Raw genomic sequence first — 26590 nt, forward strand, 5'->3', positions numbered from 1 at the left:
AAAAGCGCTCTTGCGAGCGCCTACCGTGAATAATTTAAGGGTTGTATATCTCTTTATGGGTATGGAAGCCATCCGCAATAATGGTGCTATCGATGTTGTCTTTAGACACAGCAATCGGTGTTAGCAATACCGCAGGGACTTCTTTTTTGGCGTTGTTTACCGTGCTGTTCGTGCTGATTTTTTCACCGCGCGCCAACTTCACCGCCAGTTCGGCACTGGTGGTGGCCAATTTAGAAATGGGTTTGTACACCGTCATCGTTTGGCTGCCTGCGACAATGCGTCGAATCGCCGCCAAATCAGCGTCCTGCCCAGAAATAGCCACTTTACCCGCCAAGCCTTGAGCATTCAGCGCTTGAATTGCACCACCTGCGGTCGAGTCATTGGACGCCACCACGGCATCAATTTTATTCTGGTTTGCCGTCAGTCCATTTTCCATAATGTTCAGTGCGGCTTCGGCTGACCAGCCGGTGGCCCATTGGTCGCCCACGACCTTGATATCACCGCGTTCAATGGCTGGATTCAAAACATTCATCTGCCCTTCACGGAACATTTTGGCGTTATTGTCCGTTGGTGCTCCGCCTAGTAAAAAGTAGTTACCTTTTGGCACTCGCTTCATCAAGGCTTCGGCCTGCATTTCTCCGACTCGCACATTGTCGAATGACACATACAAGTCAATGTCTGCAAATTTAATCAAGCGGTCATAGGCCAGTACTTTAATGCCTTCTGCTTTTGCTTCTGACAGCACATTGCCCAGCACTTCACCGTTTTCTGCGACGATAACCAACACATCCACACCACGGGAAATCATGTTTTCGATTTGAGAAATCTGCGTGCTCGCATCCCCATTAGCGGATTGGGTATACACTTTTGCCCCCAAGGCTTGGGCCGCATGAGTAAAGAGGTCACTGTCTTTTTGCCAGCGTTCAAGACGTAAGTCAGACATCAACAAGCCAATTTTTTCACCGGCTGCCATCACTGGGCTAGCGGAGCAGATGACCGCCAATAGCCCAAGGGAAATGAGTTTCTTCATGTTACATTCCTTTTGTTTTTATTAAGTGAACGTTCTCCTGAAGGAGTTATTAAAAGGTAAGTAAATGAGCGAAATAGGGACATTATCTTTTTTTGTTTGTGTGTAGCGTTTTTTATAAAACAAAAAAAGCCACTTCCCGATATCGCTATCAAGAAGTGGCTCAAGCATTACCATTTTATAGACGGTCAGAAGACCAGCTTAAGCAAGAACACAACCTCTTGCTTACAGCTCAGTAACAGCAGGCACTCTTTCTAATACGGGGAAGCGACTTCTCTGGTCACCATTAAAAAGAAGGCGTCTGCTGATTTCTTGTGGCAACCATTGTTGGCTGCCATGGTGTGCTGTGTCCTTAAAAAATTAAGAAGCCCAAGGAAATAATCACACCAGAACCCAGTAATGCCATGATGCAATAACCCATTACGTCTTTCGCACCCAGACCGGCAATCGCTAACGCTGGTAATGCCCAGAAAGGCTGAATCATGTTTGTCCAAGCATCCCCCCAAGCAATCGCCATGGCGGTTTTCGCGGCATCCACTCCTAAAGCCGCACCGGCAGGCATCATCACAGGTGCTTGAACCGCCCACTGACCGCCACCAGAAGGTACAAAGAAATTCACAATACCCGCGCTTAAGAAGGTAAAGAGAGGAAAGGTGGTTTCATTGGAAATCGACACAAACCATTGAGAAATGACGCCCGCCAATGACGCGCCGCCATCGCCGGTTGCGGTCATCATCCCCATAATGCCCGCATAGAAAGGAAACTGAAGCAGAATCCCAGAACAGTTACGCGCGCCTTGAGAAACCGAATTCAACAAGCTTTTTGGGGTTCCGTGAAGCAAGATCGCGGTGAACAAAAAGGTAAAGTTAACGATGTTTAAATTCAGCGCAAAGCCTTTAGTAACAAAGTAATAAATGATGTAAGCAAAGCCCATAGCGCCCAATAACAATGACAGTGTACGGCTGTTTTCCATCCGCTCTGCTGGTGTCATCTTGCCGGTTTTAGGCGCTTCAACTTTTTCTTCTTCAAGCAAGGACGCATCGATCGTAATGGTGTCTTGAGGCGCAGGGTGCATGAGTCGATTCAACAAAGGAATCGCCACGAGCATCACCGCCAAAATGGTTAAGTTCATGGGTGAGAAAATCGTTTCTGAGGTAGGAATCGCCGACGTCACGGCGCCATTGGTCACCGTACTGATGTTGGCGCCACCCGCAATTGCCAACGGAATTGAGCCGGACAAGCCCGCATGCCAAAACAAGAAACCACTGTACGCAGAAGCGATCAACAAACGGTAATCTACGCCTTTCACTTTTGCCGCTAATTCGCGGGCAAAAATCGCCCCAACAACCAAACCAAAGCCCCAGTTAACCCAACAAGCAAGGGCACTGATTACCGTAACAAGAAGAATCGCTTGGCCCGGCGTTTTGGCCACGCCAGCCAACATTGCCAATTTGCGTTTAAACGCTGGCGCACTGGCCATCGCATGACCGGTAACCACCACCATGGCCATCTGCATGGAGAAACTCAACAGTTTCCAAAAGCCCCCTGCCCATGCATTAACCACTTCCATCGGCCCTTGGTTAGTGCTTGGCATAACCAAGACAAACACCACCAGAGTGAGCACAATGGCGAAGATAAATGGGTCCGGTAGGTAACGTTGAAGAAGCGTAACGAAAAATTTACTCAAGCGCTGCAAAGCAGTCTGTTTTACTGCGTTATTAGTCATTGGGTTTCCCTAATATTATAGTTATTTTAGGTGAAAGCCAGAACGCTTGATAAGCGACCTGGCTTGGTTTTATATGGTTATATTTTTTATTTTCTGGCCTTCCTGACCCTTTCTAACGTGACACCAACATGGCAATCCCCATGCCTCCGCCAATGCAAAGCGTTGCCAATCCTTTATGGCGCTCTTGACGTTTCATTTCATGCAATAAGGTAATCAATATTCGACAGCCAGACGCCCCAATGGGATGACCCAAAGCAACGGCACCGCCATTTACATTGACCTTACTGGCATCCAAAGCAAGCTCTTGATTGACACACAATGCCTGTACGGCAAAGGCTTCATTGGCCTCAATCAAATCCAAATCTGCGATTGACCAATCGGCCTTCTCTAACACTTTTTTCGTCGCTGCAATCGGCCCTGTGCCCATGATTTCAGGAGCAACCCCGGCGCTGCTGGCCGCTTCAATCACCGCCAATACTGGCAAGCCTAAACGTGCCGCTTCTTCATCTGAGGTCACTATCACCATGGCTGCACCATCGTTCAACGTGGAAGCATTGCCGGCTGTCACTGACCCTTCGCGGCTAAAGGCAGGTCGTAACTTAGCCAAGGCTTCTTCGGTTGCATTGGATCGAATTTGCTCATCCTGAGCAAAAATAACCGGCTCACCTTTGCGCTGTGGGATCACCACAGGAATAATCTCTTCCACAAAATGACCTGCCGCCTGCGCTCGAGCGGCTTTTTGTTGTGACTGTACGGCAAAGGCATCTTGCTCTTCACGGCTAATGTTCCATCGTGAGGCGATGTTTTCTGCGGTTTGTCCCATGTGATAATCGTTAAAGGCATCCCATAGGCCATCCGTCACCATGGTATCCAGCATTTCCCAATTGCCCATTTTCTTACCAGAGCGACTATTCGGCAGTACATGGGCTGCTTGGCTCATGCTTTCTTGACCACCGGCCACCACCATTTTTGCGTCACCGTTTAATACCGCCTGTGCTGCGAGCTGAACCGCTTTTAAGCCAGAGCCACAGACTTTATTAATGGTCATAGCGGAAACTTGTTTGGTAAGACCGGCATGTATTGCCGTTTGACGGGCTGGGTTTTGACCACAGCCTGCGGCCAACACCTGGCCTAAAATCACTTCATCAATGTGTTCTTTCAGAACAGGTTCTTTGGCTAATAATCCACTGAGTAATTGAGTACCTATCTCAACGGCGCTTAAAGAAGACAAGGCACCATTAAAGGCACCAATCGGGGTTCTTCCAGCGGCAACAATGACTGCTTTCATGATTCTATTCTCCATTAACATAAGTCGGATTAAGCAAACACCATTTCTGGTACATGATCAGGAACGATCAATTTACCCTGTGTTTTTTCTTGGATTTCCTCTATAGAAACACCCGGTGCGCGTTCTTTCAAAATAAAAGCACCGTCTTCGATTTCCAACCAAGCCAAATCCGTTAAGACCTTCTTAATACACCCTTTTCCCGTTAATGGTAAGGCACACTCGCTCAATAATTTTGACTCACCTGATTTAGAGGCGTGCGTCATGGTGACGATAATATTGTCAGCACCGGCGACCAAATCCATTGCGCCCCCCATGCCTTTAATCAATTTATTAGGAATCATCCAAGAGGCAATGTTGCCATTCACATCCACTTCAAACGCCCCCAAGACGGTAAGATCCACATGACCACCACGGATCATCGCGAACGACTCAGCAGACGAAAAGATAGACGCGCCTTTCACCGCGGTTACCGTTTGTTTGCCCGCATTGATCATGTCCGCATCAATCGTCTCTTCGCTCGGAAACTCGCCCATACCGAGCAAGCCATTTTCTGATTGCAGCATCACCTCCATGCCTTCTGGAATAAAGTTCGCCACCAAGGTCGGAATACCAATGCCTAGGTTCACGTAAAAACCATCTTGTAACTCTCTAGCAACACGCTGTGCCATTTGTTCTCTAGTAAGTGCCATCTTTGCGCCTCTTATTATTCGTCTATTTTATTCGTCAATATGACAGGGCAATTTAGTCTGCTGATCGGACAGTGCGTTTCTCGATGCGCTTTTCAAACGAACCTTGAATAATGCGATCAACGTAAATACCAGGCGTGTGAATTTGAGCGGGATCAAGTTCACCGACGTCGACGATCTCTTCCACTTCAACCACTGTAATTTTTCCAGCCGTTGCCGCGAGAGGGTTAAAATTTTGCGCAGTATGGCGATAAATAACATTGCCGTAACGGTCTGCTTTCCAGCCTTTTACAATGGCAAAATCACCGGTAATGGCTTCTTCCATTAGGTATTCACGACCATTAAAGACTCGCGTCTCTTTGCCTTCACCAACAGGGGTACCAACACCTGTCGCGGTAAAAAAGGCAGGAATACCCGCGCCGCCAGCGCGCATTTTTTCGGCAAGGGTGCCTTGAGGTGTGAGCTCGACTTCTAACTCACCTTGGAGGAGTTGCTTTTCAAAAAGGGCATTTTCACCCACATAAGAAGAAATCATTTTGCGAACTTGCTTATCTTCCAGCAAAACGCCTAAACCAAAACCATCCACACCACAGTTATTAGACACTATGGTGAGGTCACGGGTTTGTCGTCGTTTGATTTCTTGAATAAGATTTTCAGGAATACCACATAGACCGAAACCACCAGCCAGTACGGTCATGCCGTCTTCTAGCCCAGCCATGGCGTCTTCATAGGACGTGACTACTTTGTCAAAACCCGCCATTACTTTCTCCTAATTATTATTGTGTAAGAGTATTTTTATATTTTAAAAAAGTATCTGTTTTAAAAAGTATTGCGTAAACCTTCGAGTAACTTCAGTTTGACTCAGGACGATAAATAAATTAATTTTATTTTTTATATTTATTAATAAGAATTACAAATAAATGAATTTAAAACAGATACGCGCCTTTCTCGCCGTCGCCGACGCCATGAGTTTTGCCAGCGCAGCTAACCAGTTGCATTTATCACAACCGGCGCTCAGCTTGTCGGTCAAAAGTCTTGAAGAGAGTCTCGGTGGCAAGCTGCTAACACGCACCACACGAACCCTTTCTCTCACCCCTGAGGGAGAAGCATTAGTGCCGATTGCTCGACGTATCTTGGCTCAATGGGAAAACGCCGAAGACGAGATGAAGCAACGTTTTGCGCTTCAATTAGGCAAAATATCCATCGCCTCTATGCCCTCTTTCGCGGCTTCACTGCTGCCCAAAGCCATCCATAACTACCACCAATGCTACCCCCATATTCAAGTCGCTATTGACGATGTATTGTCTGATATTGTCGTCGACATGGTGGGCAATAATCAGGTGGAGTTAGGCATTTGTTTTGAACCAACCAGCCTCTTGGATTTGGCGTTTTACCCGCTTTATGAAGATAACTTTATCGCCATCTTTCCAGAGCATCATCCGCTCAACACAGAAGCGAAAATCACTTGGAAGGCGCTACTAGAATACGACTTTATTACCTTACAGCGCCCTTCTAGTGTGCGTGCCATGATCGAAAATTCATTGCAAGACGCGGGCATGGAGCTCAAGGTCGCGTTCGATGCTCATCAGTTAACCACTGTGGTCAGAATGGTCAGCGAAGGCATGGGGGTTGCGGTTGTCCCTGTTATTTGTCGCCAACAAGCCTACGAACAACACCTTAATTGCCGACCGATTGGTGAGCCTGAAATCGGCCGTCGTGTTGGCGTGGTTTGCAAACCCAGATCCAACCTTTCTATTGCGGCGGCGGCCATGCTGGACGTACTCATTGATACTTATGCGACCATTGACGATGTCATGCCAACAAAAGATCGCAACGAAGCCCAGTCAATATAATATTGGTGTCACAAGCAACCTTGGCGCTTGCTGTTCATTGAACAAAAACGTTACGCTTTTAAGCAGTACAAAGGCGCGAGAAAAATAATAATTCATCCGGTTTGGTCATTGCACGGAGTCGACAATGCCATTGAAAAAAACAGAAAAGCTCACACAAGCGGCGAACACCTATAAGTCGATTTTAAACGCCATGGAAGAATGGGTTGTAATCGTCGATCATCAGTCCAAAATCTTCTTTATCAATCGGCCATACGCGCGTTTTTTAGGGGTGAAAGCCGAAGACGTCAAAGGCAAAAAAGTCACCGACGTCATTGAGAACACCCGCATGCACATCACAGTGCAAACCGGGAAAGCAGAACGCTTGTCACTGCAAAAAATCCTTGGCAGTAACATGATCGCTAATCGCTTCCCTATTATCGAACAAGGAGAAGTCATTGGTGCCATTGGCACTGTGATTTTTCATGATACGCACGAATGGAAACAGATTAACACCCACATAAAAGCGCTATTAGCAGAACAGGACTTTCGTCGCCAAAAGCAGCTAACGTCGGATAAAACTCTTTCTGGAGCCAGCTTTCATCTTAATGATGTCATTGGCGACAGCCAGATCATGAAGGCCTTAAGCGCTAAAGTGAAGCAAGTCTCTTCTGGCGATGTGACTGTGTTAATTCGTGGCGAATCCGGTACTGGCAAGGAACTCTACGCCCACGCGATTCATCAATTGTCAGACCGTGCAGAGTTTCCTTTTATCAAGGTGAATTGTGCCGCCATTCCTGAAAACTTATTGGAAAGCGAACTATTCGGTTACGAAGAAGGCGCCTTTACTGGAGCCAAACGAGGCGGTAAAGCCGGTAAATTTCAACTCGCGAACGGTGGCACATTATTTCTTGATGAAATAGGAGATTTACCCTTACCCATGCAAGCCAAACTGCTGCGTGTCTTGCAAGACAGAGAGGTCGAATCCGTGGGCGGCACCCACGCCACCCCACTCAACATTCGCTTAATTACCGCGACACATCGCCCTCTAGAAAGCTTGATCGCATCCGGGGATTTTCGTGAAGACCTTTATTATCGTATTAATGTCGTGTCTATTGCCCTTCCGCCGTTACGAGAACGTCGTGAGGACATCGCTAAACTGGCCGATTTTTTCCTCCAAAAACTGTCACGTAGAACCGGCAGACGCGCCCCCAAACTTACGGTTCAAGCGCTTACCGCCATGCTGGCTTATGATTGGCCGGGCAATATTCGTGAGCTAGAAAACGTTATGGAAGCCGCTTTTTACACCAGCCATGACAGAAAAATCCCCTTGTCACTGCTGCCTGTTCAGTTAGCAAAAACGCCTCCTGTTGCAACGCCCACCCCAGCGGACTTGAGCGCTCGCCAAGCGTCGGGGAGTTTAAAGGAGCAACTGAATACAGCGGAAAGAAACATTATCAAGGCCGCACTCATCGAATGTGGCGACAACCGCACCAAGGCGGCCAAAAAGCTGGGTATAAGTAAGTCCACTTTCTATGAAAAAATCGACAAATATGGAATCAGCTGAACAACTTCTTTACGAAAAATCAACAAATACACCAAAAACCGTCCGAAAAATCGGTCTAACTCCGAATATCCGGACTGTTTTTTATAAAAAATATCATTAATGCATCAAAATCGTCCGATTTTCCGGAAAAAATATAGAATATTTCTTTCATGGAAAAACCAAAACCAAATAACCCATTGAAAAATAAAGAAAATAAAATTGTGGCATTCTTTTTGATAGCAAATAAAAAGCACAAAAGACGCTTCAGTTTATTCCACTAGAGCGTTTGCAAAACCTGCAGAACAAAAAAATAGACAATAAGAATAATAGGATAACACTCATGAAAAAAGCTCTGATAACAGCCACCTGTCTGACTGGATTAACATTCGCCGCCTCCTCCCATGCCGACTTCAATAAAATTCGTTGGCAAGTTCCTATGGCATTTTCCTCTTCTCTGATTGCACTTGGCGACACCATGCCTGAAGTGTCAAAAATGCTAAAAGAAAGCAGTGGCGGTAAAGTCAATCTGCAAGTATTCGAACCCGGCACCTTGATTCCAGCCCTGAGTATTTTTGACAATGTTAGCTCTGGCAACTTGTCTGCAGGCTACTCTTGGATGGGGTATGAGTGGGGACAAATTCCAGCAGCGGCTTTATTCGGAGCAACGCCATTCGGCCTTGAATCTAATGAGTTTACAGCTTGGATGTATTTCCATGGCGGCGATAAGATGCTGAAAAAGCTGTTTAAGCCTTATGATGTTTATCCTATTCTTTGCGGCACTATCAGCCCAGAAGCCGCAGGTTGGTTCCGTAAAGAAATCAAATCTGTCGACGACCTAAACGGTCTTAAATTCCGTGCTGCCGGTCTTGGCGGTGAAATCATGTCGGAATTTGGTATGTCGATCAACGTCTTCCCTGGCGGCGAGCTATATCAAGCGTTGGAAACGGGCGTCTTAGACGGCACGGAATTCTCTATCCCTACGGTCGATGAACAACTTGGATTCTATCAGGTAGCAAAACATTATTACCTTCCTGGTTGGCATCAGCCTTCCACAAACCAGTTCCTTTACATCAATACCAATGATTGGGAAAAACTGAACAAACAAACTCAGTCTTTAATTGAAACCAGCTGTATGGCCGCCAATACTCTCGCCATTTCAAAATCCGAAGCCTTACAAGGCGGCGTGCTAGCGAAATTCGAAGAAAAAGGCGTCAATTTACACCAGTACTCTCCTGAAATTCTGAAAGCCTTTGAAGTGGCGACCGACAAAGTCATGGCAAAACACTCTCAAGAAGACCCTCAATTTGCCGAGATCTACGCGTCCATGAAAGCCTTCCAGAAAGAGCATCGTCCATGGAAAAAATTGGGCTACTTACCTCGTGATTGGGACACTAAATAACTCTATTTGACACTCTGTTTAGTGAGTCGGCATGTGGTTTCACCCCATGCCGACGTTTTTCACTGGGTGCACGCATCCGGAATCAAAGGAGAATGGTATGTCTGATCATACTAACGAGCTGGATTTGGCAAAAATTGAGGCCAGCTTATCAAACTCAAATCTAAACCAGCTACCACACACAAAATTATCCAAATGCATTGAGTCTGCTATTGAAAAAGTTGGCCAATATTCCTCCTGGTTGTGGCTGATATTAATGCTGCTGATCGTCGGCAACGCTTTAATGCGATATTGCTTTAACACCACATTTGTCGCCTTAGAAGAGCTGCAATGGCATTTGTACGCGGTAGGCTTCATGCTTGGCCTATCCTATTGTTTTATTCATGATGGCCACGTTCGTGTGGATGCACTGGCTGAACACTGGTCACTGCGCAAACGGGCTTGGATCGAAATATTCGGTCTCACCTTTTTACTGCTTCCTTTTTGTATTGTGATGTTCAGTTACGCGCTGCCGTTTGTCGAACGCGCGTACCGAATGAACGAGGTTTCCCCTTCTTTCGACGGGCTTCCTATGCGCTGGGTTATTAAATCTTTCATCCTAATCGCCTTAGCTTTACTGATGGTCGCCGCTACTTCTCGCTGGCTTCGCTGTGTCTCTTTTTTAACCAATACGCCTAGCAACGATAACCACGCATCGCGCTAATCATTAGGGGATTTACTGTGTTCGAAACATACGAGTTTTTAGTCATTGCCATGCTTGGCAGCTTTATTTTACTGATTTTCTCAGGCTTTCCCGTCGCTTGGGTATTGGCAGGTCTTGCCATCGTATTTAGTGTGGTGGGGGTTTTGTCGTCTCAGTATCTAGACTGGGACACTTACTACATGACCGATTGGCGAATTTACGGCACCATAATACAAAGAATCTACGCGCAAATGAGCAACTGGGTGTTGGTCGCCCTGCCCATGTTTATTTTTATGGGCCTGATGCTAGAACGCTCTGGCGTCGCTGAACGCTTAATGGTCAACTTCGTTAACTTATTTGGTCGCTTTCGCGGTGGACTTGGCGTTGCGGTTATTCTAATAGGCATCTTATTTGCTGCCTCTACCGGTATTGTCGGCGCTTCCGTGGTACTGCTTGCGATGTTGTCTATGCCCGTCATGCTTGAGCAAAAGTACTCCCCTTCTTTTGCCAGCGGCATTGTCGCATCATCAGGCACTTTGGGTATTTTGATTCCACCAAGCATCATGCTGATCATCATGGCAGACCAGCTCTCTTTGTCGGTTGGTAACCTCTTTATGGGGGCGTTAATGCCTGGCCTTTTATTAGGCTCTTTGTACATTATCTATGTGATTTTGACGGCGATTTTTAACCCTAAAGTGTGCCATCCGCCGTTGGATTTACCGCCTATTAGCAAAGAACTGATCTGGTCAACTGTCAAAGCGGTATTTCCGCCCCTAGCGCTGATTTTATCCGTCTTAGGCTCTATCTTTATGGGCATTGTCTCTCCTACGGAAGCCGCAGGTGTCGGGGCATTTGGCGCGACGCTATTGGCAATTCTAAATAAACGCTTCAACCTCAGTATGTTGGCCGAAGTATGCCGTAAAACCACCATTACGACGTCTTTTGTCTTTGGTATTTTCTTAGGCGCCACCGCCTTTGCCGTGGTATTAAGAACATTGGGCGGCGATGAGTTTATTAGCAGTCTTTTGCAAGGCATTCCTCTGTCACCATCTGGCATCATCATTGTTATTCTGTTGATTGCTTTCGTGGCGGGCTTCTTTTTAGATTGGCTCGAAATTAGTCTAATTCTGTTGCCATTGGTTGGGCCGGTTGTGGTCGCTCTTGACTTCAATTTGGTGTGGTTTGTGGTGCTTTTTGCCTTGGCGTTGCAAACGTCCTTTTTGACACCGCCCGTCGGTTTTTCGCTTTTCTATTTAAAAGGTGTCGCCCCTCCAGGTGTCACCACCATGCACATCTACAAAGGCGTTATCCCATTCATTTTATTGCAATTATTGGCCGTGCTTCTGGTGTTTTTCTTCCCAGATCTGGTGCTTTGGTTGCCTAAAGTCATCTACGGCTAACGTTAACGACCGCCTTGTTCGAAGGGCGCTTGCTTAGCGCCCTTGTTTGGAGAATAACAATGAATAATAAAACCGTTCTAATTACTGGTGCAGCAAGCGGTATAGGGCTAGAAATTGCTCAGGCTTTTCTAACCGCTGGCATGCAAGTAGCGATCTTAGACTTTAGCAAAGAAGCCATCGAAGCGGCGCAAGCGCGCGTCTCTGAATTCAACAAGCAATGTGCTTTTTTTGTCTGCGATGTCACCAATGAGACACAGTTTTTGAGCGCCATTGACGAGGCCATAATGCAATTCGGCCACATCGATATTTTAATCAATAACGCCGGCGTACAGTACATAGCTCCGATTGAAGAGTTTCCTTCGGACACGTACCGAAAACTCATCGACATCATGCTGATTGCGCCATTTATAGCAATCAAAAAGATACTTCCACTGATGAAGGAAAAAGGGGATGGCCGCATCATCAATATGGCCTCCATCAATGGTTTAATCGGCTTTGCTGGCAAGGCTGGTTACAACTCGGCAAAACACGGTGTGATAGGCTTAACTAAGGTATCTGCTCTGGAAGCCGCCCCCTTTGGCGTCACCGTTAATGCACTTTGTCCTGGTTATGTGGACACCCCATTGGTTAGAAACCAACTGGAGGAGCTGGCAAGAACGAGAAATGTGCCACTCGATGACGTTCTTGAAGAAGTGATATGGCCATTAGTGCCACAGAAACGCCTACTCAGCGTGAAAGAAATTTCCGACTACTGTTTATTTCTCACCAGCCCATCCGCTAAAGGCGTAACCGGACAAGCCATTGTCATCGATGGTGGGTATACCGCTCAGTAGACTGGCAGTTGAAACAAACAACAGAAATAATAAAGGCCTTAATAGAATATTAAGGCCTTTTTTTAGCGACAATTACGGCACGTCTAACTCACCATATACGATCAATCGAGCTTGAAGCGCCCCGATTGAACGTAGCAAGTAATCTTCAATCAGCGCGTTATATCTTAAATTTAGCTAATGCTTTTGCCTGCTCAATAGTGATCTCTACCATGTCATCAGACAAGGTAGATTGGTTTTTAGCGGCATCAGAAACAGACTGACTAATGTCACGAATATTACTGGTATTGCGGTTAATTTCATTGGAAGTAGCGCTTTGCTCTTCCGCTGCGGCCGCGATTTGTACCGTCATGTCATTAATATCGTTAATCCTTGCGCGGATTTCAGCCAACGACTGTTTCGCCTGATTGGCAATGAGTTGCGTACTGTTGGCACTTTCGCGACCTTCATGTATCGCACTTTCAGCGCCTCGCACACTGTTTTGTAATTGCTGAATCATTTGCTGAATTTGTTCGGTAGATTCTTGCGTTTTTGAAGCCAGTGTTCGAACTTCATCTGCCACCACCGCAAAGCCTCGACCATGCTCGCCAGCCCGCGCAGCTTCAATTGCCGCGTTCAATGCAAGCAAGTTTGTTTGGTCGGCAATGGCCGTGATCACGGTCAAAATGGACTCAATGTTGTCGCTGTAGGTAACGAGATCATTAATCGTTGTGACCACTCCACCCATCTGGTCTGTCAAATGCGCAATAGACTGAGTCGTACGATCTACAATCGCTTCCCCTTCGCTGGCAGCAATATCGGCTTGACTAGCACGATCAGCGGCAGCCTGTGCATTGTCCGCCACATCGTGCGCCGTCGCCGACATTTCATGCATCGCGGTTGCCAGCTGATCCAACTCCCCAAGCTGTGTATACAACTGTTGGGCAGAATGCTGTGAAGACGCGGCTGATTTGTCGGTATTTTCACGCACATGTTGAGAGCGCATTTTTACTTCGCCGATTAAGTGCTGCAAGTAATTAACAAACTTATTAAATTCGGTGGAGACCTGTCCAAACTCGTCGTTTGTGTTGACCGCCAAACGTTTGGTCAAGTCACCGTCGCCGCTATTTATGTCCTGCAAAGACTCTTGTAAAGCATGCAAAGGTTGCAATAAACGCGTCACCACAAAATACAAGATCACAGACACTAATAACGCAGCAATTAACGTACTCCAAAATGCCACCCAACCAAATTCTCGCGTACTAGCGAACAATTTATCTTTATTTAGCACCACCCCTACGTACCAATCAGCACCATAAAGATTAGGCACTGAGCTGAAGGAGACGTACACAGGCGTACCATCAAGCAAATGCTGCTCTTCAAGGTGATTGCTGAGCGCTGGCTCGCCCTCTTTGAGTAACTTAGACACAGGTTTACCGTTCAAATTGGCGTTGGGGTGACTAATAATCGTGCCCGCTTTGGTCATTAAGAAAGCGTAGCCTGTGCCATTAAAGTTCAGTGAGTTGACGGCTTCAGACACCGTTTTTAAACTCAAATCCCCTCCAAATGTGCCTTTAAACTGACCATGATCGGAGAATCTCGAGATCACAGAAATAAGCAATTCGCCTTTGGTAGACATATAAGGTTCTGTTAGTGCGGCTTGTTGGTACTCTTTCCCCATATTATACCAAGGGCGCTGGCGAGCATCCCAACCTGGTGGATTCCATGATGGGTCATTACCAATCGGCTTGCCATCGGTGTCTAAACCGCCAAACAACAACAGGAATTCGTCTTTATAAATCGGCAAGTCAAATGCCTTTTGAATGGTTTGCTTGCTAAAGTTTTCATCCACTCTTTGGGCAATAACGTTAATCAACGCCATTTTGCTTTTTAACCAATGATTTACCTGTAAAGCCAATGCCTGACTGCTTTCTTGGGTACTGGTTGTAGCACTTTGAAACAATGCATTTTTAGCGCTATTGTATTGGAACAACGAGTAGATGGTGAACGCGAGCAGCACGACCGCGCAAGCACACGAAACAACCTTATGAGATACCTTCACTATTTAACTATCCTTAATTAATAAACAGGGTAAACAACTTTCTGTAGCGCCAACATTGCCCCTTGATAGCATTGAATTATGACAAACAAGCAATTTTTAACGGTTGGTTGACGCCACATGTAGATTGAGGAAGGCAATTATGTCATAAGGAACAATGGACTACAGCGGCCATTCTGTTTAAAAAAGAGGATTTACGATTCTACTATCAAGCGCTCAGAGGGACCATTTGCGCCGTCACACACGACTTATAGAGATCAGATAACGACCTGATCTCTGCCTGCATTTTTAGCCTGATATAGCTTTTTATCGGCTTGTTCTATTAGCTCTTCCATGGTCAAAATATCACCTTCACAAACATGAACCACACCAAAGCTCATGGTGATATATTCTCCTTTCACCACAGGATTGCGCTCAAAGCCTTGTCGAATACTGTCCAATCTAAATAACACTTGCGCAATATCCGTATTCAAAAATACCAACGTAAATTCTTCTCCACCATAGCGCGCAACAATGTCCGAAGAAAATCGCACATGGTGTCTAAGATTCATCGCCACAGACACCAAGGCAAGGTCACCAACCGTATGACCAAACTTGTCGTTAATGCGTTTAAAGTGATCAATGTCACAGAGCACAAAGGTCAATTGCTGTTTTTGTTGTTGCGCACGTTGTATCGCACCTTCAAACACCTGATTAAAACCACGCCTATTATATAAGCCCGTTAATTCATCCGTCAGAGCACTCTCTAGTAAGTACTCATTCTCCCCTTGTAAATAAGAGGTTCTTTCTGCGACTTTTTCTTCTAGGTTTTGCATGATGTCAGAGAGATTATCCGCCATTAAGCGTAACCCTCGGCTTAATGAATTAATCTCACGAACCCCACTTAATACATGAGGGAGCTGCTGAATACTTTTAAGATTTTTATCATTCGCAGCCTGACTAAGGCGACGAATCGGCTTACCAATGTACCAAGCGACTAAATAACCAATCCCAGCAATACACACGAACAGAATTAATGTGATTATAATCGCACTTTGCGTATAACTATCGAGAATGCTTTGTTGATAAGAGCTCGGAATAAGAATACCTATCTGCCACTGTTTCCCATATTTAAGATCAATAGTCCGCAGATAATATAGATATTTTTTCCCTTCGACCTCTAACTCCTGGATGCCTTTTTCTAACGTCTGGCTAGCCAATTGAAAGGCTTTATTTGAATGGTTATTTAGGTTTGATCGAGTGATTACCCCATTTGTCGTTTGATACAAATTACCTTGTTCTGAGGTGGCAATTAAATCACCGTTACCCTCAGCCAAAAAAAGGTAGGCCCCTTCCACCAAATCCAAAGAGGCTAGATATTTGTCTAACTCAACCAATGCAATACTGGTTGCGGTCACCCCTAATAACTGACCATCTTTGCCATAAATAGGCGCCGATAAATTAATACCAAGTACTGGAAAGCCGTAATAAGGTTCAATTTCCCCCCAGGTTACCTGCTTATTTTGTACTGCAAGATTGTAAAACGGGCGGACTCTAGGGTCGTAAGGAAAGGTCGGATCAGAGTCAATCTTAGGACCAATGAAGACTCTCGGATCGTATTCAAATCCCTCCATGGTCAATGGCTTATGAACAAAGTTCGCGGCAATATTATGCTGACCACTTTTGATCGGACTTTGTGAAGAGTTCACATAACGCCCATCCGTCGTTGCAACAGATATAAACGTCATTTGTGAGTATGGTATCGCCTGTTCGTAAAACCGCCCTGCCATCGGGGTTAAATCATTCAACAATTCTGGCCGATGAGAAAAAACATCAAGATTCATTTCAACAATACTAATCAAAGGCGTGACGAAATCTTGCACCCTATCATAAATACGGCCTTCCACCTCTTTGATATATTGTTTTCCCACTCTATCTGCGATATTGGCTATCGTGATAGTGGAAAGCAAATACATCGCCATCCCCAAGACAAGCGCGAGAACAACAAAAGGAATAACAATCAACCAGCGTAACGGAACAGTCTTCACTTATTAGTTACTCTACCTACGTAATGCGACTCTAAACTCAGCCTAACCAGAACAGACATAGGTCATAAACTGAGCGTTTTCCATTACTATACTATGAAGCCATCGAATTGTGAAAAGTTTGTGCACAGAAACTTACATTAGCGCAGGAGAGCCAGCAACAAAGCACAATAGACAAAGAGCGGTACTGGTAGACAAGGGGTATTTCTCTTGCAAAACAAAAGAAACACACCCTAAGGAGTCGTTAGTAAAGCGAGAGAAAAGCCGCTACTGATTTTTAATAACGATTATTCAAAATAGTAATTCATACTGACAAACAATAGCTGTGACTTTTGATCCGCTGAGTGTGTTTCCCCAGCATCACATATCGCAGAAGGCGACCCTACACAGTTATCATCGGTACTAATTTCTCCAGCATCCATGTAACGATACCCAAAACCAACCTTTAATGTTTCGGCCACACTATAGTTAGCCCCTACTACGACGCTCCACATAAAATTTGTGTCAGAGGTCTCTGCAAAAGAAGCCGATCTGCTGGTTGCAGGCTCATCCGACTGAGTTGCACTAACCTTGGATCTGAGCACTCCCACGCCAGCACCTATATAGGGTTTAAAAACGTTACTTTTAATATCGATATCGTACAAGAGGTTAAACATGAGTGAATCTTGTTTGATATTTGTAGTGGTTCGCTCATTCGAAAAACCAGTAGAACTAGAAAAAACGGTGTCTTCTATAAAATTCTGTTCTCCATATGAACTGTATACAATCTCGGATCTAAGGGGGCTATTTTCCCAATTGATACCAACACCAACACTAAAAAATGAAGAGTTGCCTGAGTCATCAACAACCTCAGTTGTCGTGCTTACTTCAGGGGTAGATGCTTCTAAATTACTGAAATCACTATGTGAAAGACCCATCTCTAAAACACCGTAATATTGAGGTGCAGCGACTAGGTTCGTGGAAATATACAAAAGGCTGGAAGCTAGAATAGTTTTCTTCATACACTTTGAAATCATATAGGGCCTACTTTGTTGTCTGTTTTAGATAGCTTTATGAAAAAACAAATAAAATTTATCATTTTCGTTAAATATTATTTTCAAGTAATTATGAGAAAATAGAGAAAGTCACTTTAATTTAGAATACACCACCTAGCTAATTTCCCTTTGCCATCTTAACTTCCAATTTTGAGATTATTCGAACTGATCCTTCTATACTCTTTTTATAAATCACTTACTGAATGCCGATAGCATTTATTTATAATAATACGCTTTTCGTGTTTTCACTAGTTTGAATATGTAATTTCTTGAATACTCAGCCATTTTTAACGCCTGTTATCAATCAGTGCTAGAAGAGCTATTGATTAATGATAATAGATTAACGATCCAGTACTCTGTAAGCCATGTTCTGCTTTTACTGAATTAGTAAATGTAAGGCCTGATAAAAATAGCTGACCTTGTGATTGGCTACAGAAATAAACATTACACCAATACCTGTAGCTCTCTTTTTGAATTCTGGCGGTATCTCTATGTCGTATTGTGTGGCGATCATCAATTGCTCAAATTCGCCTGGTAACAGCCTTCTTGTCCTTGCCTCTGGCTCTTTGGAATGTTTCACCCTAGTCATCGGGTTTTCTCTAAACCGGCCCCATTCCTTCGCACATTGGCTACAAACAGAAGAAAGCACGGTCCATTCAACGTAGCACAGTGCAACGGCTACTTTTTGTAGGCGTTTGTCTCGTCATTCGGCAAAGTGTTTTGAATGAATATCTTGGAGGGAAATAAAACAAAGTGGGTCTGCTGGTTCGTCGGCGCTTTTGCCTAACCAACGCTCAATTCTTCGGATTTCTAGCTACCTTTACCTTTCACACGCACTTAAGCACGCCATAATCCGTCATAGGTTTTAAAAATAGACGCCACTGAATATTCTCCGGTGCAATGTGCGGTACAGTTTCGGTGCTGAATTTCAGAAAAACTAATATAGAGAAGGAAAAGCTTACAATTTGAAGTAACACTAAGAAAATGCTGGAGAGTGGATATTGAAAGGGGTTGAGCAAGATAAGAAAGTGCAGGCATAAAAAAAGGCACCATAAATGGTGCCCGGGACCGGAATCGAACCGGTACGCTTATTCAGCGCAAGATTTTAAGTCTTGTGTGTCTACCAATTTCACCACCCGGGCATTTCTGATATGGAGGCCGGAGTCGGAATCGAACCGGCGTTCACGGAGTTGCAGTCCGCTGCATGACCACTCTGCCATCCGGCCTTCAATATATCAGACATCTTTTAAGTGGAGCGGGAAACGAGGCTCGAACTCGCGACCCCAACCTTGGCAAGGTTGTGCTCTACCACTGAGCTATTCCCGCGTCTCAAAAGATGGTGCATATTCTATGCATTTGAACTTTCACGTCAAGGAAAAAATCTAAATAAATAGCTAACTTAGCGACTTTTTTTCATTTAGATTATTTTTTGTCCGCTTTCTTAGGTACCAAGTCCGGCCACGCGGCTTTTAAGTAAATATACATAGACCAAAGCGTTAATAACGCCGCGACAACCAACACAGATAGGCCAAATACTGACCACATGGTTCCCGGCGGGCTACCTAATAAAATAAAGATCGCCAACATTTGCATGGCGGTTTTCAACTTACCAATATAAGACACTGCCACACTGGCGCGCTTGCCCATTTCAGCCATCCACTCACGCAGCGCTGAAATCACAATCTCGCGACCAACAATAACGGCCCCTGCAAGTGTCATTAATGGATCTGAGTAACTCGCTACCAACATAACCAAGGCCACCGACACCATAAGCTTGTCAGCCACGGGATCAAAGAAGGCGCCAAATGGCGTTGTCTGATTCAGCTTTCTTGCTAAATAGCCATCAAGCCAGTCCGTCCAAGCAGCCACAGCAAACACCGCTGCACACGTGTAATAACGCCCTTCCCACGGCAAATAATAAATAGCCACCAAAATCGGGATCATAAAAATCCGCAGGGAGGTTAATATATTCGGTATGTTCATTTTTTTCCTATTTCAGTCTGTAAAACGTACAACAAAATCAACTCTTATGCAGGTGCAAATAAATTTCTTCGGCTTTCTTCACACCTATGCCTTTTACCTTAGCAATATCAGCTTGGCTGGCGGCTAATAACTCTTGGTAACCCCCAAAAGTAGACAATAATTCTTTACGTCGACTAGGGCCAATACCGGGAATATCTTCCAACACCGAATGCCGCCTTTTCTTATCTCGACGGCGACGATGGCTTTTCACTGCAAATCTGTGCGCCTCATCTCGTATGTGCTGTATCAGGTGAAGCGCTGAAGAATCTGGTGGCAATACCACTTCGTCTTCTTTAGAGCCTATGTACAAGGTTTCAAGGCCTGGTTTACGAGTATCCCCTTTGGCAACACCCAATAAAAAGATATTAACCAACCCTAACTCTTTTAAAACCTCTTCCGCTTGCGTTAACTGACCTTTACCGCCATCAATCAACAACACGTCCGGTGTGTCTAGCTCACCACTTTTGACCCGCTTATAACGTCGGGTCAGGGCTTGCTTCATGGCGCCATAATCATCGCCCGGCTCCACGCCTTCTATATTAAATGAGCGATAACGTTTTTTATCCGGCCCATCAGGACCAAACACCACACACGATGCGACAGTTGCCTCACCACTTGAGTGACTGATATCAAAACATTCCATGTGACTTGGCGGATCAGTAAAGCCTAACAATTTTTGCAATGCGGTCACGCGGCTAAAATGATTACGTTTATCCGATAAACGTGACTGCAAGCCTTGCTCAGCGTTGAGTTTTGCCAGATCCATCCAACGTGCACGCTGACCACGAACATTATGCAACACTTCTATGCGTTTTTGTGTCGTTTCAAAAATACCTTCGACCAAGGCGTCGCTGTCCTCCAGCTCATGGCTGGTAATAATCACCTTTGGCAACTCTTGAATGCCGCCCAAATAGAACTGCGCAATGAACGACGATAACAATTCCCCTTCGGCTATTTCAATGGGCATTTTAGGATAATAACTTTTGCTACCAATGACTTTACCGTGTCGCACCATCATCACATGGACACACAAGCCACCAGGCTGAATGATCGCTGCCAATACGTCTGCATCCCCAGTTTGACCGTAGACATCCTGCTGCTCTTGTATATGCTTAAGCTGGATCATTTGATCGCGTAGCTCTGCCGCCCGCTCAAACGCCATATCCAATGCGGCGGCTTTCATCTTCTCAGAAATTTCGCCCGTTAACTCTTGGCTCTTACCTTCAAGAAACATCCTAGCATGTCGCACATCATCCGCGTATTGAGCATCGTCAATTAAGCCAACACACGGCCCTGAGCATCGTTTGATTTGATATTGGAGGCAAGGTCTGGATCGGTTCGCATAGGTGCCATCTTCGCATTGGCGAACTTTGAACACCTTTTGCATGGTGCTCAAACTTTCTCGAACAGCGGTTCCGCTAGGAAAAGGCCCATACAATTTACCTGAATCGGTTTTGGTGCCACGACGAAACAATAGAGCCGGATGATGGTGATTGGAGAGCAGAATATAAGGGTAGGATTTATCGTCCCGCAACAGGATATTGTAAGGCGGGCGGTGCTGTTTAATGAGTGTTTGCTCAAGCAACAGAGCTTCGGTTTCACTCTTGGTGACCGTGATTTCAATGTCGTCGATGCGACTCACCAACGCCATGGTTTTGGTGGTAAGCCCGGTTGCCCGAAAATAACTGGATACGCGACTTTTTAAGTTTTTCGCCTTTCCGACATACAGCAACTCTCCCTTGCCATACATTCTATAGACGCCAGGTCGAGTTGTTAGATGGCTAACAAAGTGCTTTGGATCAAATTCTGAGTGAGTCAAACAAACCTCGTTTACGACCCCATACCAAGGACATTATAACGCACCGCCAGATGAATAAGCTCAACATCACTTTCTATATTCAATTTGGAAAAAATACGTGTTCGGTAGGTACTAACGGTTTTAGGGCTAACATTTAAATGCTCTGCGATCTCGGTCGACCTTTTGCAGTCTACGATCATTTGAGCCACTTGCAATTCTCTATCTGACAAAGACTCTAATGGCGACCCTTTGCTATCAATGGAGTATTTGGCCAGCGCCATTTTCTGAGCCACGCTCTTAGCAATATAATGACCACCTTTGTGGACCGCATGCAAAGCTTCTAACAGCTCTTCTGTATTCGTACCTTTTGTTAAGTAGCCAGAAGCGCCCGCTTCTAACAACTTTACTGGGTATAGGCTGTCTTCTAATGCCGACAACGCAATGACTTTTACTTTTGGCGTCAGTCGTTTAATTTCTTTTGTCGCTCCTAGGCCGCCAATGCCCGGCATATGCACATCCATTAACACAATATCAGGAAGCAACGCACGCGACTGTACAATAGCGTCTTCACCGCTGTGAACAATGCCCACAACATCCACACCTGCGACATCCTGCAAGACACGGCTAATACCCTGCCCTACCATATCATGATCATCAACTATCAGGATTTTCAACAAAGAAACCACCTTACCAACTAGTTAACTTAGTCCTCTTTCACTATGTTAACCAGAATGACACCAGTCTCATAGCACTGAGAACATTTATTTATCTAACAAAATAACTGTTTAATGAAATGAATTTTTACTCAGGTAGTATTCCGTTATACCCCATTAACTTAAGTTTCTCCTGCGCTATAAGGCGATAGCGCTGACGAATGCCTGTTCCCAAGGTCTTTTGAGTGTAGTAAAGCACCGGAGCAACCTCTTCTTCTGGCAATTTTAAAGCCTTGGCAATGTCACTAATAAGCACATCGATTCCCTCGGAGTGCTTATTTTCGATCATAGCAACTCTTGGGATAATAAGACGTTCGCCAGAAATAACCCGATCAACCACCTTGATGTAGTTTTCTTCGTAAAGCGGCCATGAAACACGCTCCTCTTCAGACTTAAGTTTGTACCAGCCGGTTTGCGAGCCTGCAAAGTAAACCGCAGGGTGCGACCAAGCATACAAAAGAGGGTCTGAGCGACAAGCACAAGCTTCTAAATACGCCGAACGTGGGTCCAACAAACCGTACGCTTTGTAAGCCGTATTGATCAGTTTTAGAAATTCAGAAATGGTCGGCGGCCATGCATACACTTCTTTGGTACGTTCGACCGCATACGCCAATAACGGTTCCTGAAAGCCTTTTAAAGCAACAGCCCACTCTCGCTTCGCCAATTTCACTTCGTCTGGGTTACTGTAAGCAGAGGCAAATTTATGTGTATAGATCGCTTTAAAACGAGCAAACAACATATTAACCAACACGCGAGTTTGCTGTTGCGCCTCGTCACGTTGGGTATCCTGCTGAGTATTACCAGTCTGTGTCGTGGATGTTGGTGAGGGCGTCGCTAACTTGCTCTCGAGAGGTTTTATTAAATTTTGAACTGCCTGAGGTTCCTTCATATGAAGACCGATCCGATTGTTTGTACTGCCACTGACGTTTTACGTATTTAAAAAATTCACTGTTCCAAGTTCTGACATTTTTACGCTGCTCTTTGATGCGCAGTAAAAATTCCGCCTGCAGCGATAAAGCAAACTCTCTGCCGATACCTGCTTGGGTAATTTGCTCCAACGTTGCTTCTTCCGGCTGCCATTGATCCGGCTGTCGAGAACGTTCTTTCTGCTCTAGATACAAATCAAAATCCGTGATGCCACGACGGTCATTAACCACTGGCGGTTGCGCAGAAAAATCATTATGTCGAGCAGCAGGCCGTGGCGCATAGTTCGCTTTAGGCGACGACATCTGAGGCGACTTCGGCGTAAAATTCGATTGCGATGAAGGCTGCATTGGCGCGCCCCTACTGCCGCTGGCGTTGTCGCGCGCCTCTTGTTGCAAACGGTTTACTTTATTCATCAAGGGATCGTCAGCTTCAGGATGACCAAGCTTGTCTTCTTTTACCGCGCTCTGTGCTGGGATCACCTGAATTTCTAACGACTGATCTTGTCGCTGAAAGCTAAGCAGTTGGCTAATCTGTAAGTTGGCCAGTAAGCGCATCACCATAGGCACAGTCCAAAAAGGAAGCTGCGCACTAAGATGCGCAATGTCCATTTTCAAAACCGCAGAATTCAGCACATAAGACTGTTGTTTTAAAAAGGTTAAAAGTACCGTCTCTTCAAGGCCAACCTGAGCCGCCATTGAAAAAGAAATAGGTAATAAATAATCGTTGTTCAACATCGTTCTCGCTTCACACGTTTAGCCCCTCAGTCTAACAAAAGCTCGCCCCATAAGCACGATAACCTGTAAAACCATTGGCCTGCAAACAATTGCTTTTTTTCGCTAACAAATAATGATGACAGTCACATTACCGTTACATTAAGCCTCATTGACACAACCAAAAGGGGCTTCTATGCTCAGGCGGTAGGTCACTAAAAATACCTACCTAAAATCAACTTTACTGAGGAGAAAAGTTGTATGCATACAATTAACATTACTGGACATCACCTGGATGTCACCCCCGCTATCAAAGATCATATCACTGAAAAATTCAGCAAGGTGTCAAAGCTTACCGATCAAATCACCACGGTAAACATCATTTTATTAAAAGACAGCAAAAACCAAAAAGCAGAAGCCACCCTTCATCTTCCTGGCAAAGAGATTTTCGCAGCCGCCTCCTCGGAAGACAGGTTATTTCATGCTATTGACGCTATGGTAGACAAGCTCACAAGGCAAGTTGAAAAACACAAAACCAAGCAAAGCGCGGTGATCCATAAAGCAGCGGTCGTCGCATAAAGCATCAAAAACACCAAAAAGTCATTTATCCACTGTCATTAAAAACACCGAGCCTAGCTCGGTGTTTTTGTATCAGTTTGTAACTATCTCAAACACACCTTGAGTTTTTGAACTAACGGCCTCATATTAAGTCATAAGGTAGACATAAACTTTAAGGAGTACCACTCATGCGTTATACCGAAGCCCTTTCGACACACACGTCCAAATCGGCCAACAAAACGCTCCGCAACACATACGGGTTGCTATCGCTAACATTGTTGTTCAGCGCCTTCACTGCGGGCATGAGCTTGGCCTTTAATTTACCGCATCCAGGACTGATCATCACTTTGGTCGGTTTCTATGGTTTGCTGTTCCTAACCCATAAGTTCAAAAATAGTTCACTTGGCATTTTATGTGTTTTTGCTTTAACTGGTTTCATGGGCATTACGCTTGGGCCAATTCTAAATGCTTATTTAAGCATGGCAAATGGCGCCAGCATGATCATGAGCGCACTAGGTATTACTGGCCTATCCTTCTTAGGCCTTTCTGCTTATGCGCTGGTTTCTAAGAAAGACTTTAGCTTCTTGAACGGCTTTATTACAGTAGGCTTCTTTGTTCTATTGTTTGCTGTGATCGCGGGTATTTTCGTTCAAATGCCAGCTTTGCAAATCTTCATCTCAGCGGGTTTTGCTCTGTTTTCAGCGGCCATTATTTTGCTACAAACCAGCCAAATCATTAATGGTGGTGAAACCAACTACATCATGGCAACCGTGAACCTATACGTTTCTTTGTACAACATGTTCTTAAGTGTTCTATCACTATTAGGCATGGCAAACGACGATTAATCACTGCCAAGTAATACAGAATAAAACAAGGCCGCTGCATGCGGCCTTTTTTATTGGTAAACTCACCCCTTACTTGCAGCAAGGTACCAGATTCAATGCACTACGCCCTCTTGATCACAGGCTCTCCTTATCAAACAAAAGCCTGCCATAGCGCCCTCAAATTTCTCAAAGCCGCCCTACTTAATCCAGAGAACACACTCGATGGTGTGTTCTTTTATGAAGAAGCAGTACTGATTGGCAATGCGCTATCTCAACCCCCAAGAGACGAGATCGACCTAAGGAAAGAGTGGGCTGATCTGGCAAAAACACACTCGATCCCGCTTTATTTATGCATCGCTGCGTCTGTTCGTCGAGGCATTATTAATGAAACAGAAAGCCAACGCTATGAGCTCTCACAACACAGTCTCTCTGAAGGGTTCCAACTAGAAGGGCTCGGCACACTGATTGAACTCATGAGCACCACAAGCAAAATCATACAGTTTAGGTAACCACTATGAACAACACCTTAATACACCTAAGCAGCTCCCCTTACTCAAGTCTTGCCTGCAAAGAAGGCTTAGACCTTGCACTGGTGCTGGCAACCTTTGAGCAGCCGGTTGACCTTTGCTTGTCCGGTGCGGCTCTTGCCCTCTTGTATGATAACCAAGCCCCCAACAAGACAGACGGCAAACAATTGCACAAGCTACTTGATGGGCTTGAGTTCTACGACATTGAAAACATCTATGTCGAAAAAAACAGCGAACTAATGAGAGCGGGCAATATCTGGTCTGGCACTAAAGCCCTTGATTCAGAAGACTGGCACGCACTCTTTTCTCAATACCAACATGTATTTCGGTTTTAATCATGCAACTACATCAAATAAATCAGTTAGCGTATCCTTCCGATATTGAGCAAACTTGGCGTAACGCCCTCCAATTGGGCGATTCCGTACTGCTGCTAGAAGAAGCCATCCTGCGCAGTACCGCTCAGCATGGCATTCTCGAAGCCCTAATCGAAGCAAAACAACTGTCGCTCTTTTACTTACAAAGCGATGCTTTAGCCTATGGCGTAACGCCGACACTAGGAACAGCATTAAGCGATGAAGAATGGGTGACTATCACTCTCTCTGCTGACGCAAACATAAGTTGGTAAACCATGAACAAAGATATAGATAATATTGCTTTGGACGAAGAAGGTTACTTGCTGAACCTCGACGATTGGACAGAAGAGCTCGCCTTGTCCCTTGCTAAAAAAGAGTCACTAGAGCTGACCGAGCCGCATTGGGAAATCATACATTTACTCAGAAACTTCTATCAAAAATTTGAAGTGTCGCCCGCCATGAGACCCCTGGTTAAAGCCGTGACTAAAGAGCTTGGCCCTGAAAAAGGCAAAAGCATCTACCTAATGAAGCTATTTCCTGGTAGCCCCCCCAAACTCGCCGCCAAGATTGCCGGTTTGCCTAAACCCGCCAACTGCATATAAAGCGATCATTCAAGTAACACCTTACCAGAAACGCAAAAAGCGCCTTCTTC

General features: G+C 45.2%; 25 protein-coding genes and 3 tRNA genes. 12 read left to right on the top strand and 16 right to left on the bottom strand.

The genetic code is table 11. The annotated features are described in order from the left end of the window. Window positions 1-34: 34 nt before the first annotated feature. The 5 genes from xylF to E0D71_RS01405 all read right to left on the bottom strand — a co-directional run bounded on the left by xylF (window position 35) and on the right by E0D71_RS01405 (window position 5487). On the bottom strand, window positions 35-1030 hold the full coding sequence (gene xylF, locus E0D71_RS01385) for a D-xylose ABC transporter substrate-binding protein (RefSeq protein ID WP_133001511.1): 996 nt from the start codon (window positions 1028-1030) through the stop codon (window positions 35-37). A gap of 349 nt (window positions 1031-1379) precedes the next feature. Next, window positions 1380-2753 (bottom strand): short-chain fatty acid transporter, encoded by a 1374-nt coding sequence (locus E0D71_RS01390; protein ID WP_133001512.1) that lies wholly within the window; start codon window positions 2751-2753, stop codon window positions 1380-1382. Between the two features lie 112 nt (window positions 2754-2865). After that, on the bottom strand, window positions 2866-4041 hold the full coding sequence (locus E0D71_RS01395; protein WP_133001513.1) for an acetyl-CoA C-acetyltransferase: 1176 nt from the start codon (window positions 4039-4041) through the stop codon (window positions 2866-2868). 29 nt (window positions 4042-4070) lie between these two features. After that, entirely contained in the window at window positions 4071-4730 is a 660-nt protein-coding gene (locus E0D71_RS01400; protein WP_133001514.1) for a CoA transferase subunit B, read from the bottom strand. A 52-nt stretch (window positions 4731-4782) separates the two neighbouring features. Further along, on the bottom strand, window positions 4783-5487 hold the full coding sequence (locus E0D71_RS01405) for a CoA transferase subunit A (protein WP_133001515.1): 705 nt from the start codon (window positions 5485-5487) through the stop codon (window positions 4783-4785). A 160-nt stretch (window positions 5488-5647) separates the two neighbouring features. Here E0D71_RS01405 and E0D71_RS01410 point away from each other — a divergent pair, with 160 nt between their 5' ends. From E0D71_RS01410 to E0D71_RS01435, 6 genes are all read left to right on the top strand, one after another. Next, a complete protein-coding gene (locus E0D71_RS01410; RefSeq protein ID WP_133001516.1) occupies window positions 5648-6580 on the top strand; it encodes a LysR family transcriptional regulator in 933 nt (310 codons plus the stop codon). A gap of 124 nt (window positions 6581-6704) precedes the next feature. Then, entirely contained in the window at window positions 6705-8123 is a 1419-nt protein-coding gene (locus tag E0D71_RS01415; protein ID WP_133001517.1) for a sigma 54-interacting transcriptional regulator, read from the top strand. Between the two features lie 319 nt (window positions 8124-8442). Beyond that, entirely contained in the window at window positions 8443-9501 is a 1059-nt protein-coding gene (locus E0D71_RS01420; protein ID WP_133001518.1) for a TRAP transporter substrate-binding protein, read from the top strand. Window positions 9502-9598: 97 nt separating this feature from the next. Beyond that, window positions 9599-10201 carry a TRAP transporter small permease subunit gene (locus E0D71_RS01425; protein ID WP_133001519.1) on the top strand — a complete coding sequence of 201 codons (603 nt, stop codon included), beginning with the start codon at window positions 9599-9601 and terminating at the stop codon, window positions 10199-10201. Between the two features lie 17 nt (window positions 10202-10218). Beyond that, a complete protein-coding gene (locus tag E0D71_RS01430) occupies window positions 10219-11580 on the top strand; it encodes a TRAP transporter large permease subunit (protein ID WP_133001520.1) in 1362 nt (453 codons plus the stop codon). A gap of 59 nt (window positions 11581-11639) precedes the next feature. Next, window positions 11640-12413 (top strand): 3-hydroxybutyrate dehydrogenase, encoded by a 774-nt coding sequence (locus tag E0D71_RS01435; RefSeq protein ID WP_133001521.1) that lies wholly within the window; start codon window positions 11640-11642, stop codon window positions 12411-12413. 157 nt (window positions 12414-12570) lie between these two features. On the opposite strand, the gene E0D71_RS01440 is transcribed toward E0D71_RS01435, so the two are convergent. From E0D71_RS01440 to E0D71_RS01490, 11 genes are all read right to left on the bottom strand, one after another. Then, the gene (locus tag E0D71_RS01440) at window positions 12571-14451 is read right to left on the bottom strand and encodes a methyl-accepting chemotaxis protein (protein WP_133001522.1); all 1881 of its coding nucleotides are present in this window, start codon (window positions 14449-14451) and stop codon (window positions 12571-12573) included. A gap of 254 nt (window positions 14452-14705) precedes the next feature. Continuing rightward, window positions 14706-16475 carry a sensor domain-containing diguanylate cyclase gene (locus tag E0D71_RS01445; RefSeq protein WP_133001523.1) on the bottom strand — a complete coding sequence of 590 codons (1770 nt, stop codon included), beginning with the start codon at window positions 16473-16475 and terminating at the stop codon, window positions 14706-14708. A 284-nt stretch (window positions 16476-16759) separates the two neighbouring features. Then, window positions 16760-17473: an outer membrane beta-barrel protein gene (locus E0D71_RS01450; RefSeq protein ID WP_165942938.1), complete on the bottom strand. Its 714-nt coding sequence runs from the start codon at window positions 17471-17473 to the stop codon at window positions 16760-16762. Between the two features lie 1089 nt (window positions 17474-18562). Then, window positions 18563-18648 (bottom strand) — tRNA-Leu (locus E0D71_RS01455). Between the two features lie 10 nt (window positions 18649-18658). After that, window positions 18659-18732: transfer RNA gene (locus E0D71_RS01460), tRNA-Cys, on the bottom strand. Window positions 18733-18757: 25 nt separating this feature from the next. After that, window positions 18758-18832, bottom strand: a tRNA-Gly gene (locus tag E0D71_RS01465). 96 nt (window positions 18833-18928) lie between these two features. Next, window positions 18929-19489 (bottom strand): CDP-diacylglycerol--glycerol-3-phosphate 3-phosphatidyltransferase, encoded by a 561-nt coding sequence (gene pgsA / locus E0D71_RS01470; RefSeq protein WP_133001525.1) that lies wholly within the window; start codon window positions 19487-19489, stop codon window positions 18929-18931. Between the two features lie 37 nt (window positions 19490-19526). After that, window positions 19527-21347 (bottom strand): excinuclease ABC subunit UvrC, encoded by a 1821-nt coding sequence (uvrC, locus tag E0D71_RS01475; protein ID WP_133001526.1) that lies wholly within the window; start codon window positions 21345-21347, stop codon window positions 19527-19529. An 11-nt stretch (window positions 21348-21358) separates the two neighbouring features. Beyond that, window positions 21359-22003 carry a response regulator gene (locus tag E0D71_RS01480; RefSeq protein WP_133001527.1) on the bottom strand — a complete coding sequence of 215 codons (645 nt, stop codon included), beginning with the start codon at window positions 22001-22003 and terminating at the stop codon, window positions 21359-21361. Window positions 22004-22127: 124 nt separating this feature from the next. Continuing rightward, window positions 22128-22790, bottom strand: coding sequence for a replication protein P (locus E0D71_RS01485; RefSeq protein WP_243711895.1), 663 nt, complete (start codon window positions 22788-22790; stop codon window positions 22128-22130). A gap of 46 nt (window positions 22791-22836) precedes the next feature. Then, entirely contained in the window at window positions 22837-23700 is an 864-nt protein-coding gene (locus E0D71_RS01490) for a DnaT-like ssDNA-binding domain-containing protein (protein WP_133001528.1), read from the bottom strand. Between the two features lie 237 nt (window positions 23701-23937). On the opposite strand from E0D71_RS01490, the gene raiA reads away from it, so the two are divergent. The 6 genes from raiA to E0D71_RS01520 all read left to right on the top strand — a co-directional run bounded on the left by raiA (window position 23938) and on the right by E0D71_RS01520 (window position 26540). Further along, complete coding sequence (raiA, locus tag E0D71_RS01495) at window positions 23938-24255, top strand: ribosome-associated translation inhibitor RaiA (protein WP_133001529.1); 318 nt, start codon at window positions 23938-23940, stop codon at window positions 24253-24255. A gap of 167 nt (window positions 24256-24422) precedes the next feature. Further along, on the top strand, window positions 24423-25079 hold the full coding sequence (locus E0D71_RS01500; protein WP_133001530.1) for a Bax inhibitor-1/YccA family protein: 657 nt from the start codon (window positions 24423-24425) through the stop codon (window positions 25077-25079). Between the two features lie 95 nt (window positions 25080-25174). Next, window positions 25175-25567 (top strand): sulfurtransferase complex subunit TusD, encoded by a 393-nt coding sequence (gene tusD / locus E0D71_RS01505; protein ID WP_133001531.1) that lies wholly within the window; start codon window positions 25175-25177, stop codon window positions 25565-25567. Between the two features lie 5 nt (window positions 25568-25572). Next, complete coding sequence (locus E0D71_RS01510) at window positions 25573-25920, top strand: DsrE family protein (RefSeq protein WP_133001532.1); 348 nt, start codon at window positions 25573-25575, stop codon at window positions 25918-25920. 2 nt (window positions 25921-25922) lie between these two features. After that, the gene (locus E0D71_RS01515) at window positions 25923-26210 is read left to right on the top strand and encodes a DsrH/TusB family sulfur metabolism protein (protein ID WP_133001533.1); all 288 of its coding nucleotides are present in this window, start codon (window positions 25923-25925) and stop codon (window positions 26208-26210) included. Between the two features lie 3 nt (window positions 26211-26213). Then, window positions 26214-26540 (top strand): TusE/DsrC/DsvC family sulfur relay protein, encoded by a 327-nt coding sequence (locus E0D71_RS01520; protein WP_133001534.1) that lies wholly within the window; start codon window positions 26214-26216, stop codon window positions 26538-26540. Window positions 26541-26590 lie beyond the last annotated feature (50 nt).

The organism is Marinomonas sp. KMM3893 (assembly GCF_004352855.1).
GTDB classification, from domain to species: Bacteria; Pseudomonadota; Gammaproteobacteria; order Pseudomonadales; family Marinomonadaceae; genus Marinomonas; species Marinomonas arenicola.